This is a genomic window from Frigidibacter sp. MR17.24 (assembly GCF_037095655.1).
Taxonomy (GTDB): domain Bacteria; phylum Pseudomonadota; class Alphaproteobacteria; order Rhodobacterales; family Rhodobacteraceae; genus Frigidibacter.
In genome coordinates this window covers 602871-616004 of the sequence record NZ_JBAWKE010000002.1, presented here as the reverse complement: position 1 = coordinate 616004, position 13134 = coordinate 602871, and the positions used below count along the sequence as shown (strand labels likewise).

Sequence of the window (13134 nt, the reverse complement as noted above, 5' to 3'; positions counted from 1 at the left end):
CCCCGCGCGCGGTCGGCTGGGGCGGCGTTAACCTTTGCGCGGCAGTCTGGCGGGCGCAGGTCGGATGCCGGGGGGGGGCGACATGGGACGGATGCCGCGACAGACCAAGCGCCAGCGCGAGAACTACCACTACATGGCCGACGCGATGCGCCGGCTGGAATGGGACCTGCACAATGCGATCGTCACCTCGGGCAAGGTGCCGCTCGACTGGCACCGGATCGCGCAGGACCGCCATCCCAAGCGCCGGGTCCGGGTGACGATCCGCGTCGAGGAGGACGTGCTGCGGTTCTTCCGCTCGATGTCGAGCGGGCACGGGCCGCTGATGAACGAGGTGCTGCGCAGCTTCATGCACGCGCGGCTGGCGGGCGTGGTGCGGGGTGCCGACACGCTGGACTATTACCAGCGCCGCGAGGACGAGGGGCTGGAGGGGGCGCGCCCCGACTGGGGCGCGGATTACGAGCGGCTTGAGGGGATGGCGGCCGGGATCGGCATCGACATTGCCGACCTGGGCTTCGATCCCGGCGAGATCGACACCTGAGGATCAGACCAGCGCCATCACCCGCGCCGGGCCGCCGGTGCCGCCGCGGTGCTTGGGCGCGCCGATGAAGATCGTGGCGCCCGCGGCCGGCAGCTGGTCGAGGTTGGCCAGCCCTTCGATCCCGAAGCGGCCCGAGGGCAGCCAGGAGTAGTGCACCGCGAAATCGGCCGAGTTGCCGGGATCGAGCGACATCGTGTCGACCCCGATCGAGGCGGCGCCGGTGTCGGCCAGAAGGTCGGTCGCGGCCTTGGAGAAGCCCGGGAAGGCCATGGTGCCGTCGGGCAGGTTGCGCCAGGCGGCCTCGCCGACCTTGGCGCCCCAGCCCGAGTGCATCGCCACGCAGGCGCCCTGCGGGATCGCGCCGTTGGCCGAGATCCAGGCCTCGACATCCTCGGGCGTGACGGTGGCGTTGGGGTCGGTGCGGGCGCGGTCGGAGATGTCGATGACGCAGAGCGGGGCGATCAGGTTCTCGACCGGCAGCGCGTCGACCGAGGTGCCGCCGGCGGCGAAGTGCAGCGGCGTGTCGATATGGGTGCCGGTGTGTTCGAAGATCGTCAGCTTGAACAGGTGGTAGCCGTCGGTGGCGTGCTGCTTGTCGACCTCGTAGAGGATGCCGGGCTTGCCGTCGAAGGTGGGGAAGTCGCTGTCATAGGCATGGGTGAGGTCGATGGCGCGGCCCCGCGCCTGCGCCAGCGCGGGCCGGGCCGAGATCACGCCGGCCGCGATGCTGGCCGCGGCGGTGGTGGCGGCGCCGGCGAACAGCGCCCGGCGCGAGAGCATGTCGCGCTTCACGTCTTCGATCAGGCAGGCGGTGCACATCGGGAAGGCTCTCCTGTCGCTGGGGTGCGTTCAGGGAAGCCGGTGCAACCTGTGCGCGTCAAGCGCGGCGTGCGCGCTGCCCGCCGATTGGGCAGGGCCTGAACGCGACGGGGCCGCGCCCTGCGGCACGGCCCCCCGGAACTGCCGTGTGGCGGGCGCTCAGCCCTGAAGGGTGCGCACGCCGATCCCCTCGTCGCGGGCCTTCATCGCGGCGACGGCCGAGATGCTGGCGGCGGCGGTCGTGAAGTAGGGGATCTTGTCATAGAGCGCGACCGAGCGGATCTCGCGCGAATCCGCCACGGCCTGCGAGCCTTCGGTCGTGTTCAGCACCAGCGCGATGTCGCCGTTCTTCAGCCGGTCGACGATGTTGGGACGACCCTCGTAGACCTTCAGCACCTGCTCGGCCTCGATGCCCTCGGTCTTCAGCCAGGCGGCGGTGCCGCGGGTGGCGACGAGCGAGAAGCCCATGCCCAGCAGATCGCGCATCGCGGCGGCCAGTTCGGCCGTCTTGTCGGCATCCTTGATCGAGACGAAGACCCGGCCCTCTTCGGGCAGGTGCGTGCCCGCGCCCATCTGCGCCTTGAGGAAGGCCAGGGCGAAGGTGCGGTCCCAGCCCATGACCTCGCCGGTCGAGCGCATTTCCGGGCCCAGCAGCGTGTCGACGCCGGGGAAGCGGGCGAAGGGCAGCACCGCCTCTTTCACCGAGTACCAGGGCGTGTTCGGGTCGGCGAGGGTCAGCGGGTCGGCATAGGGCAGCGCGGTGTCGGGGCCGACGCCGGCGGGGTAGGGCGCGCGCTGCGGGAAGTTGGTCAGCGGCTCGCCCGCCATGACGCGCGCGGCGATCGAGGCGATGGCGCTGTCGGTCGCCTTGGCGACGAAGGGCACCGTGCGCGAGGCGCGCGGGTTCACTTCCAGCACGTAGATCACGCCGTCCTTGATCGCGAACTGCACGTTCATCAGCCCGCGCACGTTCAGCCCCTTGGCCATCAGCACGGTCTGGCGCTTGAGTTCCGCGACCGTCCCGGCGTCGAGCGAGTAGGGCGGCAGCGAGCAGGCCGAGTCGCCCGAGTGGACGCCCGCCTCTTCGATGTGCTGCATGATGCCCGCCACGTGCACGTCGGTGCCGTCGGCGATCGCGTCGACGTCGACCTCGATCGCGCCGGTCAGGTAGCTGTCCAGAAGCACCGGGTTCTTGCCCGAGACCTGCACCGCGTCGCGGATGTAGCGTTCAAGCTGCTCGTCCGAGCGCACGATCTCCATCGCGCGGCCGCCGAGGACGTAGGAGGGGCGGATCACCAGCGGGTAGCCGACGCGGTGGGCGATCTCGAACGCCTGGTCGCGGTTGGTGGCGATGCCGTTCACCGGCTGCTTGAGCGCGAGGTCGTTGAGCAGTTTCTGGAACCGCTCGCGGTCCTCGGCGAGGTCGATCGCGTCGGGGGTGGTGCCGAGGATCGGGATGCCTTCGGCTTCCAGCGCATTCGCCAGCTTCAGCGGCGTCTGGCCGCCGAACTGCACGATCACGCCGTGAAGGGTGCCGTTCTCCTGTTCCACGCGCAGGATTTCCAGCACGCTTTCCAGCGTCAGCGGTTCGAAATACAGCCGGTCCGAGGTGTCGTAGTCGGTCGACACGGTTTCCGGGTTGCAGTTGACCATGATGGTCTCGTAGCCGGCCTTGGTCAGCGCGAAGCAGGCGTGGCAGCAGCAGTAGTCGAATTCGATCCCCTGGCCGATCCGGTTCGGGCCGCCGCCGAGGATGACGACCTTCTTGCGGTCCGAGGGGCGCGCCTCGCATTCCACGTCGCCCATCGCGGGGGCTTCGTAGGTCGAGTACATGTAGGGGGTCTGGGCCTCGAACTCGGCGGCGCAGGTGTCGATGCGCTTGAAGACCGCGGTGACGCCCAGCGCGCGGCGGGCGCGGCGCACGGTGGTCTCGTCCTGGCCGGTCAGCGCCGCGAGGCGGGCGTCGGTGAAGCCCATCATCTTCAGCTTGCGCAGGCCGCGCTCGTCGGTGGGCAGGCCCTCGGCGCGCACGGCGGCCTCGGCGTCGACGATCTCGCGGATGCGGGCGAGGAACCAGGGATCGAAGGCGGTGGCGGCCTGGATCTCGTCATCGCTCAGGCCGTGGCGCATCGCCTGGGCGACCTGGCGCAGGCGGTCGGGGGTGCGCTGCGACAGCGCCTTGACGATCTCGGCCTTGGTCGGCTCGGCGCCCTCGGCGGGGATCGCGATCTCGTCGAAGCCGGTGAGGCCGGTTTCCAGCGAGGCGAGCGCCTTTTGCAGCGATTCGTGGATGGTGCGGCCGATCGCCATCGCCTCGCCCACCGATTTCATCGCGGTGGTGAGTTCGGGCTTCGATCCCGGGAACTTCTCGAAGGCGAAGCGCGGGATCTTGGTGACGACGTAGTCGATCGTCGGCTCGAACGAGGCGGGGGTCACCTTGGTGATGTCGTTGTCCAGCTCGTCGAGCGTGTAGCCGACGGCGAGCTTCGCGGCGATCTTGGCGATCGGGAAGCCGGTGGCCTTCGAGGCCAGCGCCGAGGAGCGCGAGACGCGCGGGTTCATCTCGATCACGACCATGCGGCCGTCGGCCGGGTTGATCGCCCATTGCACGTTCGAGCCGCCGGTCTCGACCCCGATCTCGCGCAGGACGGCGATCGAGCCGTTGCGCATCGCTTGGTATTCCTTGTCGGTCAGCGTCAGCGCGGGGGCGACGGTGATCGAGTCGCCGGTGTGCACGCCCATCGGGTCGACGTTCTCGATCGCGCAGACGATGATCGCGTTGTCGGCGCGGTCGCGCACCACCTCCATCTCGAATTCCTTCCAGCCAAGGAGGGATTCGTCGACGAGGATCTGGGCGACCGGCGAGGCCTCCATGCCCGAGCGGCAGTAGTATTCGTAATCGTCGCGGTTGTAGGCGATGCCGCCGCCGGTGCCGCCCAGGGTAAAGGCGGGGCGGATGATCGCGGGCAGGCCGATGTGTTCGAGCGCGGTCAGCGCCTCGGCGAGGCCGGCCTTGATGTCGAACTTGCCGTCCTCGCGCTTGGGGGCGGTGATGATCGTGGCCTTGGGATTCTCGAGCCCGATGCGGTCCATCGCCTCGCGGAACAGCTTCCTGTCCTCGGCCATCTCGATGGCGTCGCGTTTCGCGCCGATCAGCTCCACGCCGAATTTTTCCAGCACGCCCATGTCGGCGAGCGCGAGCGCGGTGTTCAGGCCGGTCTGGCCGCCCATCGTGGGCAGGATCGCGTCGGGGCGCTCGGCCTCGACGATCTTGGCGACGACCTCGGGGGTGATCGGCTCGATGTAGGTGGCATCGGCCATTTCCGGGTCGGTCATGATCGTGGCGGGGTTCGAGTTGACCAGGATGACCCGGTAGCCCTCTTCGCGCAGGGCCTTGCAGGCCTGGGCGCCCGAGTAGTCGAACTCGCAGGCCTGACCGATCACGATGGGCCCTGCGCCGATGATCAGGATGGACTTGATATCGGTTCTTTTCGGCATGGATCCCATCCTCGGCGGCGCAAATTGTCGGCGTTATAGCCAAGGGGCGCGGCGGCGCAAGGGTGGAAGGGGGCATGGCAGGGCTGCGCGGGCGTCGCGGCGCTGCCGTCGCGGCAGGTCGGATCGTCGCGGCGGCCTTGGTGCGGGGGCGGACGGGGCCTATCTGACGGGCTGGGCCGGTGACGGGCCGGTGACGGGCCGGTGATGGGCCGGTGACGGGCCGGCGCGGGTCGGGCCTTCGGGCGGGCTCCCGGGCGGGATTTCGGGCCGCGCCATCGCGCCGGGTCGTGTCGTGGGGCTGTGACCGCGGGCTGGTGACGGGCGCCCGTCACCGGAGGGGCGGTGTCGGAAGGGCAAGTTTCGGTAGGGGAGTGCGGATGGTGGACGAGAGCCTGGCAGGGGCTGGCAGAGGGGGGCCGGTTGCGGGGTCTCTCACCGGGCCTGGACGACGCCGCGATCCCGGGGGCGGCGGCGGGGGGCGCGACGGCGGGCGCGGCTGGCCGCGGTCGCGGCCGCTGCTGTGGGCCGAGTTCCTGGGGCTCTACCTCGCGATCCCGCTGGTGATCGCGGTCTGGCTGCCGCCCGGGCGGATGTTCGCCGCGCTCTTCGCGATGACGGCGCTGGGGCTGGTGCTGTTGTGGCGCACGCCGGGGTTTTCCTGGCGAAGGCTCGCGACCGAGGGCTGGGGCGGGGTGCGGGCGGCGCCGGTCCTGGCGCTGGTCGCGGCGACGCTCGCGGTCTCGGTGGCGGTGCTGTGGGCGACGGGGGGCGCGCTTTTCGCGCTGCCGCGCGCGCGGCCGGGGCTGTGGGTGGCGATCCTGGTGCTGTATCCGCTGCTGTCGGCGCTGCCGCAGGAGCTGATCTTTCGCCCGCTGTTCTTCCGCCGCTACGGCCGGCTGATCCCGGGCGAGCGGGCGGCGATCCTGGCCAATGCCGCGGTCTTCGCCGTCGCGCACCTGATGTACTGGAGCTGGATCGTCGCGGCGATGACCTTCGCGGGCGGGCTGGTCTTCGCCTGGGCCTACGAGGTCCGCCGCTCGCTGCCGCTGGCGGTGGTGCTGCATGCCGCGGCGGGGGGCGCGCTGTTCACCGCGGGCATGGGGGCCTATTTCTATTCCGGCAGCGTGGTGCGGCCGTTCTGACCGGGCGGGGGCGCCGCCCCCGCCGCGCTGGCGCGCGGCCCCCCCGGGATATTTCCGCCAATGCGAAAGCCGGGGTCGACTTTGCCAAAATATCCCCGCCGGAGGCATCCGCAGCGGGAGGCTGCGCCTGCGCCGGGATCGGGGCGGGTATCGGCGTCAGAACCACAGGTCGGCGACGCGGCGTCCGTCGTGCGGCAGGTCCTCGAAGCTGTCGAGCCCGTCGAAATGGTCGATCGGCAGGTCCGCGATCGCGGCAGGATCGGTGATCATGCGCAGGTTGACGACCAGCCAGCGCTGGCCGTCGCCGCGCGGCAGGCGGTCGCGGTAGGCGACGGCGCAGCCGCAGGTCGGGCAGAAATGGAAATCGGCCGCGCGGCCGTGGGCATAGCTGCGGGTCTCGCCCGCCAGCACCACCGCCGTGCCCTCGTGCCCATAGGCCCAGAGCGCGCCGTAGCGGCGGCAGATCGTGCAGTTGCAGGCGGTGACCGACGTGAGGCGGTCGGTGAAGCGCCAGCGGACGGCGCCGCAGTGGCAATGGCCTTCGAGCATGCGCGTCCCCTTCGGTGGCTGGCGCGCAAGGGTGCGGCCGGGCGGGGCGGCGCGCAAGCCGCCCCGCCCGGCGCGGGCGTCATTCCGCCGCCACTTTCGGGCGCGGCCGTGCGGAGGGGCGCGGGGCGCCGGGCCGCGCGGCCGCCGGGGCGGTGCGCGATCCGCCCCCCGGATTGCCCCCCAGGCTGGCCGCGAGGGTGCCCCCGACGCTGCCTCCGAGGCTGCCGAAGGCCTCGGCACCGGCCGGCGCCTGGGGGTAGAGATAGTCGCGGGTGACCGGCGCCGCGTCGACGCGGCGCGCCAGCTGGAACTGGAACACGCATTGCCGCCCGGCGCGGAACGACATCTCGGAGGCGATCAGGTAGTAGCGCCACATCCTCAGGAAGGTCTCGTCGTACATCGCCACCACCTCGGCCGCGCGGGCCGAGACGCGTTCCTCCCAGTGGCGCAGGGTCTCGGCGTAGTGGAGGCGCAGCACCTCGATGTCCTGCAGCCACAGCGGCGTCGCCTCGATCGCCTTCGAGGCCTCGGACATCGAGGGGACGTAGCCGCCGGGGAAGATGTACTTGCGGATCCAGGGCGAGGTCGCCGAGGGCGCGGCCGAGCGGCCGATGGTGTGGATCAGCGCGATGCCGTCCGGGGCGAGCAGGTCGTGGACCTTGTGGAAATAGGTCTCGAACTGCGGCAGGCCGACGTGTTCGAACATGCCGACCGAGACGATGCGGTCGAAGGTGCCGGTCACGGCGCGGTAGTCGGTCAGGCGGATCTCGACCCGGTCCTCGAGCCCCGCGGCGCGGACGCGGTCGCGCGCGACGCGGTGCTGTTCCTCGGAGAGCGTGACGCCCAGCACCCGCGCGCCGTGGTCGCGCGCGAGCGTCAGCGCCATGCCGCCCCAGCCGCAGCCGATGTCGAGCACGCGCATTCCCGGAGCGATCGCCAGCTTCGCGGCGATATGGGCCTTCTTCTGCGCCTGCGCCTGTTCCAGCGTGTCGTCGGGGCTGCGGAAATAGGCGCAGGAATACTGCCGGTCGGCATCGAGGAAGAGATCGTAGAGCGCGTCGGAGAGGTCGTAATGCGCCGCGACGTTCGATTTCGAGCGGCGGGCGTCGTTCCACTGCATCAGCGGCCGCAGCGCGGTGTCGGCAAGGTCGAGCGGCCGGCGCCACCAGACCATCGGCCGCGGGCGGTTGAGGTTGATCAGCAGGAGCCGCATCAGCCCGCGCAGGTCGTCGCCGTCGATCCGCAGGCTGCCCTGCATGTAGCCCTCGCCCAGCGCGAGGTCGGGGTTGGTGACCAGCCGGCGCGCGATGGCGGGATCGCTCAGCGTCACCGCGATGTCGGGGGCGATGTCGGGCGCATCGCCCGATCCGCCGCCACCGCCGCCGCCCGCACTGCCACTGCCACTGCCATAGCGGGTGGTGTGGCCGTCGGGCCAAGTGAGCGTCAGCCGGCCAAGGTCAACAAAACGGTTCAGTAGCTGGTCGAGGAGGGGTCCCCACATCGTCATTCGCTCCGTCAGGCGGCAATCGGAGGTATTGGTCTTCGCTTCCACCCCTCGGACACGGTCTGCCGCCTGGGCCGCCGCCGGGGTCATGTCGGGAACCGCGGTCATCCGGCCGCAGGCGCGCTCCCTCCGCATCGCATGGCGATGGGGAACACGGGATCGTTTGCGCGTCGGCAGGTCGCCGCTGATCGTCGGTAAATTGGTCGTTAACTATTTCTGCGCCGCGGATGTTCCTTTGAAAAGCGGCATTTTCTGCGAATGCGAAATCGCCGCACCCCCCTGGCGGCGCAGCCTGCGGCGGCTGTGGCGCAGGCCGTCCGGGGCGGTCCCGGGACGGGCCGCCGGCTGGGGATGCGGGTCTTTCGCAAACGGGGGCGCGGCTTGACTTCCGGTCCCCTTGACGGCACGGACGTTCCGCGCTTTCACGGCGCGATGCTGGACCCGCGGGAAGGGAAGTCACAATGCACGCTTATCGCAGTCACACCTGTGCAGGGCTGAACAAGGGCCATGCCGGCGAGACCGTGCGTCTCTCGGGCTGGGTCCACCGGGTGCGCGACCATGGCGGCGTGCTGTTCATCGACCTGCGCGACCACTACGGCCTGACGCAGGTGATCGCCGACGGCGACAGCCCGGCCTTCGCGACGCTGGAGAAGCTGCGCGCCGAGACGGTGATCCGCATCGACGGCCGGGTGAAGCTGCGCGATGCGAGCCTCGTCAACGCCAAGATCCCGACCGGCGAGATCGAGGTCTACGCGACCGAGTGCGAGATCCTCGGGCCGTCGGAGGACCTGCCGCTGCCGGTCTTCGGCGAGCCGGACTATCCGGAAGAGACGCGGCTGACCTACCGCTTCCTCGACCTGCGCCGCGAGGGGCTGCACCGCAAGATGATGCTGCGCTCGAACGTGGTGCGGTCGATCCGCAACCGGATGTGGGACGCGGGCTTCAACGAGTTCCAGACGCCGATCATCACCGCATCGAGCCCCGAGGGCGCGCGCGACTTCCTGGTGCCGTCGCGCCTGCACCCGGGCAAGTTCTACGCGCTGCCGCAGGCGCCGCAGCAGTTCAAGCAGCTGATCATGGTCGCGGGGTTCGACCGCTACTTCCAGATCGCGCCCTGCTTCCGGGATGAAGACCCGCGCGCCGACCGCTCGCCCACCGACTTCTACCAGCTCGACATCGAGATGAGCTTCGTGCGGCAGGAGGACGTCTTTGCCGCCGTGCAGCCGGTGATCCAGTCGCTGTTCGAGGAATTCGCGCCCGCCAAGACCGTTTACACGGACTGGCCGCTGATCCCCTACAAGGAGGCGCTGCTGAAATACGGCAGCGACAAGCCGGACCTGCGCAACCCGATCGAGATGCAGGTGGTCAGCGAGCATTTCGCGGGCTCGGGCTTCGCGATCTTCGCGAAACTGCTGGAGCAGGACGGCACCGAGATCCGCGCGATCCCGGCGCCCACCGGCGGCAGCCGCAAATTCTGCGACCGGATGAACGCCTTCGCGCAAAGCCAGGGCCTGCCGGGCATGGGCTACATCTTCTGGCGCAAGGCCGAGGACGGCAGCATCGAGGCGGCCGGCCCGCTGGCCAAGAACATCGGCCCCGAGCGCACGGAAGCGATCCGGGTGCAGCTGGGTCTGGGCGAGGGTGACGCGGCCTTCTTCCTGGGCGGCAAGGCGGAAACCTTCGAGGCCGTCGCCGGCCGCGCCCGCAACGTCATCGGCGAGGAACTCGGCCTGACCGAGAAGGACTGCTTCAAGTTCGCCTGGATCGTCGACTTCCCGATGTTCGAGAAGACCGACGACGGCAAGATCGACTTCAGCCACAACCCGTTCTCGATGCCGCAGGGCGGGCTGGAGGCGCTGCAGGGCGACCCGCTGAAGGTGCATGCCTTCCAGTACGACCTCGCGTGCAACGGCTACGAGCTGATCTCGGGCGGGATCCGCAACCACACGCCCGAAATCATGTACAAGGCCTTCGAGATCGCGGGCTACCCGAACTCGGAAGTCGACAAGCGCTTCGGCGGCATGGTCAAGGCGTTCAAGTACGGCGCGCCCCCGCACGGCGGCTGCGCCATGGGCATCGACCGGGTGGTGATGCTGCTCGCCGACGAGGTGAACATCCGCGAGGTCATCATGTTCCCGATGAACCAGCGCGCGGAAGACCTGATGATGAACGCGCCGTCCGAGCCCACCAACGAACAGCTGCGCGAACTGCGCCTGCGCGTCCTGCCCAAGGACGCCTGAGCGCGGCCGACAGGCGACGGGCCGGAAAGAAAGGGCAGGGGAGGCGCGCCTCCCCCGCACCCCCTGCTTTGCCCTGCGCCTCGCGTCAAAGTGTCTGCCCTCGTGCGCGCCGCGCCCCTATGCTCCGGCCGAACCGGCCCTCCGGTGCCGGCGCCCCGCGCGGCCCGGCCGTGCGGGGCGGCGCCCTGACGGAGTGAGACGATGCCTGCCGCCGCCACCATCGCCGCCCTGCGCTTCGGCACCGGGCTCGTCCCCGGCGGCGCGCCGCCCGCGGGCGCGGCGGCGCTTCTCGACGACCTCTCCGGCCCCGACCCGATGCCCGCCCGCCATCCCGCCCCCTCGTCGGAGGCGGTCCGCGCGATGATCCTCGCCCTGCGCGAGGCGCGCGCGGCGCGGAAGGACGGCACCGGCAGCCAGCAGGACTTCCGCGCAGCCCAGGCCCGGCTGGTGGCGGCGGCGCGCGGCAACGGCGTGGCGCAGATCGCCCGCGCCGTCGCCGCGCCGGTCGGGTTCCGCGAGCGGCTGGTGGCGTTCTGGGCCGACCATTTCACCGTCATCGGCCGCGGCGCCGAACAGCGCCCGATGGTGCTGGCCTTCGCCGACGAGGCGATCCGCCCCCATGTCGCGGGCCGCTTCGCCGACATGCTGCGCGCGGCGATCCTGCACCCGGCGATGCTGGTCTACCTCGAGCAGAACGTCTCGGTCGGGCCGAACAGCGCCGCCGCCCGGCGCGGCCGCGGCCTGAACGAGAACCTCGGGCGCGAGCTGCTGGAGCTGCACACGCTGGGGGTCGGGGCGGGCTATGGCCAGGACGACGTGCGGCAGATGGCGCTGCTGCTCACCGGCCTCGGCTGGAGCCCGCAGGCCGGCATGACCTTCCGCCCCGAGGCTGCCGAGCCCGGGGCCGAGACGGTGCTGGGCCGGGCCTACGGCGGCCCGGGCCGGGCCCGGATCGCCGATGTCGAGGCCGCGCTCGACGATCTCGCCCGCCGGCCCGAGACCCTGCGCCACCTGTCGCGCAAGCTCGCGGTGCATTTCTGCGCCGACGATCCCGACCCCGACCTCGTGGCCACGATCGAGGCCGCCTGGCGCGCGCATGACGGCGCGCTGGTGCCGGTCTGCGAGGCGCTGCTGTCGCATCCGGCGGCCTGGGATAGCTTCGGGCAGAAGATCCGCCAGCCGCAGGATTTCCTGGTGGCGGCGCTCCGGGCGCTGGCGGTCGGCGGGGACGGCGTCGCGGCGCTCGCGCCGCCGGTGGCCAACAAGCGGCTGTTCCAGCCGCTGCGCCGGCTCGGCCAGCCGATCGGCGAGCCCGCCGGCCCCGACGGCTGGCCCGAGGCGGCGGATGTCTGGCTGACGAGCCAGGGCCTTGCGGGGCGGATCGACTGGGCGATGACCCAGCCGCCGTTCTGGTCGCGCGACCCCGGCGACCCGCGGCTGTTCCTGCGCAACGCGCTTGCCGACGCCGCGGGGCCGGTGCTGACCACCGCCGTCGCCCGCGCCGAATCCGGGCGCGAGGCGGTGGGCCTCGTGCTGGCCTCGCCCGACTTCAACCGCCGCTGACGGAGGCCCCGATGCTCGATCGCCGCAGGTTCCTCAAGGGCGCGACCCTCGCCGCCTGTTCCGCCGCCGCGCATCCGCTGATGTCGACGGTGACCTTCGCGCAGGCCCCGGGCGAGAACCGGCTGTGCGTGATCATCCTGCGCGGGGCGATGGACGGGCTCGACCTCTGCCGCCCGGTCGGCGACCCGCTGCTGGCGGCCTACCGCCCCGGGCTGACCGCGGGGGCGCCGGCGCTCGACATCGGCGGGCCCTGGGCGCTGCACCCGGGCCTGGCGCCGCTGATGCCGCTCTGGGCCGCGGGCGAGCTGGGCGTGGTGCAGGCGGTCTCGACCCCCTACCGCGACAAGCGCAGCCATTTCGACGGCCAGGACATCCTCGAGGCCGGGACCGGCGGCGACGTGCCCGCGGGCCTCGTGCGCGAGGGCTGGCTGAACCGGATGCTGCAGGCGATGCCCGGCCTCGGGTCCGAAACCGCCTTTTCGGTCGGGGCCGAGGGGATGCTGGTGCTGTCGGGACCGGCGCCGGTGGCGAGCTGGTCGCCCGACACGAAGCTCGCGCTGTCCGAACAGGCGCAGATCCTCTTCGACATGGTCTATCACGAGGACCCGCTGTTTCGCGACGCGGGCGCCGAGGCGATGCGGCTCGCCGGCGAGATCGGCGGCCGGATGGAGCCGGGCGCCCCGGGCGACAACGGCGCCACGGTGCGGCTGGCGCGCTTCGCCGCCGGCCGGCTGGCGGGCGACACCCGGATCGCGGCCTTCTCGGTGGCGGGCTGGGACACCCACCGCGCGCAGGCGCAGGTGATGACCCGCAACCTCGCGCAGCTGTCGCAGGCGATCCTCGCGCTGCGCGAGGGGCTGGGCCCGGTCTGGTCGAAGACCACGGTCCTCGCGATGACCGAATTCGGCCGCACCGCGCAGGAGAACGGCACCGGCGGCACCGACCACGGCACCGGCGGCGCGATGCTGGTGGCGGGGGGCGCGGTGCGCGGCGGCCGGGTGCTCGGGCGCTGGCCGGGCCTCGACGAGGCCGCGCTCTATGCCCGGCGCGACCTGATGCCGACCTCGGACGTGCGCGGCTGGGCGGCCTGGGCGATGCGCGGCCTCTACGGCTTCGACCGCGCCCTGCTCGAGCGCACGATCTTCCCCGGCCTCGACATGGGCGAGAACCCCGGCCTGCTGCTCTGACCGCCGCCGGTCTCGACTTTGCCCAAATATCCCGGGGGTGCGGGGGCAGCGCCCCCGCCCTCGCGCCGCCGGCCGAGGCCCGGGGGGCGATGAA

9 protein-coding genes are annotated in these 13134 nt (G+C 71.5%); 5 read left to right on the top strand and 4 right to left on the bottom strand.

Going from position 1 to position 13134, the window contains the following annotated elements:
- The first annotated feature begins 91 nt into the window (after nt 1–91).
- Complete coding sequence (locus V8J39_RS10245) at nt 92–538, top strand: BrnA antitoxin family protein (RefSeq protein ID WP_336460781.1); 447 nt, start codon at nt 92–94, stop codon at nt 536–538.
- A 3-nt stretch (nt 539–541) separates the two neighbouring features.
- Here V8J39_RS10245 and V8J39_RS10240 read toward each other — a convergent pair whose 3' ends face one another.
- Complete coding sequence (locus V8J39_RS10240; RefSeq protein WP_336460780.1) at nt 542–1357, bottom strand: cyclase family protein; 816 nt, start codon at nt 1355–1357, stop codon at nt 542–544.
- Between the two features lie 159 nt (nt 1358–1516).
- Nucleotides 1517–4855, bottom strand: coding sequence for a carbamoyl-phosphate synthase large subunit (gene carB / locus V8J39_RS10235; protein ID WP_336460779.1), 3339 nt, complete (start codon nt 4853–4855; stop codon nt 1517–1519).
- Nucleotides 4856–5232: 377 nt separating this feature from the next.
- Between carB and V8J39_RS10230 the strand changes: the two genes are divergently transcribed.
- Nucleotides 5233–5997, top strand: a complete 765-nt coding sequence (locus V8J39_RS10230; protein WP_336460778.1) for a CPBP family intramembrane glutamic endopeptidase — start codon at nt 5233–5235, stop codon at nt 5995–5997.
- 156 nt (nt 5998–6153) lie between these two features.
- On the opposite strand, the gene V8J39_RS10225 is transcribed toward V8J39_RS10230, so the two are convergent.
- Together V8J39_RS10225 and V8J39_RS10220 are read right to left on the bottom strand one after the other, a co-directional pair.
- Nucleotides 6154–6546, bottom strand: coding sequence for a GFA family protein (locus tag V8J39_RS10225; RefSeq protein WP_336460777.1), 393 nt, complete (start codon nt 6544–6546; stop codon nt 6154–6156).
- 79 nt (nt 6547–6625) lie between these two features.
- The gene (locus V8J39_RS10220; protein WP_336460776.1) at nt 6626–8047 is read right to left on the bottom strand and encodes a cyclopropane-fatty-acyl-phospholipid synthase family protein; all 1422 of its coding nucleotides are present in this window, start codon (nt 8045–8047) and stop codon (nt 6626–6628) included.
- A gap of 464 nt (nt 8048–8511) precedes the next feature.
- On the opposite strand from V8J39_RS10220, the gene aspS reads away from it, so the two are divergent.
- From aspS to V8J39_RS10205, 3 genes are all read left to right on the top strand, one after another.
- Nucleotides 8512–10290 carry an aspartate--tRNA ligase gene (gene aspS / locus V8J39_RS10215; protein WP_336460775.1) on the top strand — a complete coding sequence of 593 codons (1779 nt, stop codon included), beginning with the start codon at nt 8512–8514 and terminating at the stop codon, nt 10288–10290.
- Nucleotides 10291–10491: 201 nt separating this feature from the next.
- Nucleotides 10492–11853, top strand: coding sequence for a DUF1800 domain-containing protein (locus V8J39_RS10210; RefSeq protein ID WP_336460774.1), 1362 nt, complete (start codon nt 10492–10494; stop codon nt 11851–11853).
- 11 nt (nt 11854–11864) lie between these two features.
- Nucleotides 11865–13040: a DUF1501 domain-containing protein gene (locus V8J39_RS10205; protein WP_336460773.1), complete on the top strand. Its 1176-nt coding sequence runs from the start codon at nt 11865–11867 to the stop codon at nt 13038–13040.
- Nucleotides 13041–13134: the final 94 nt, after the last annotated feature.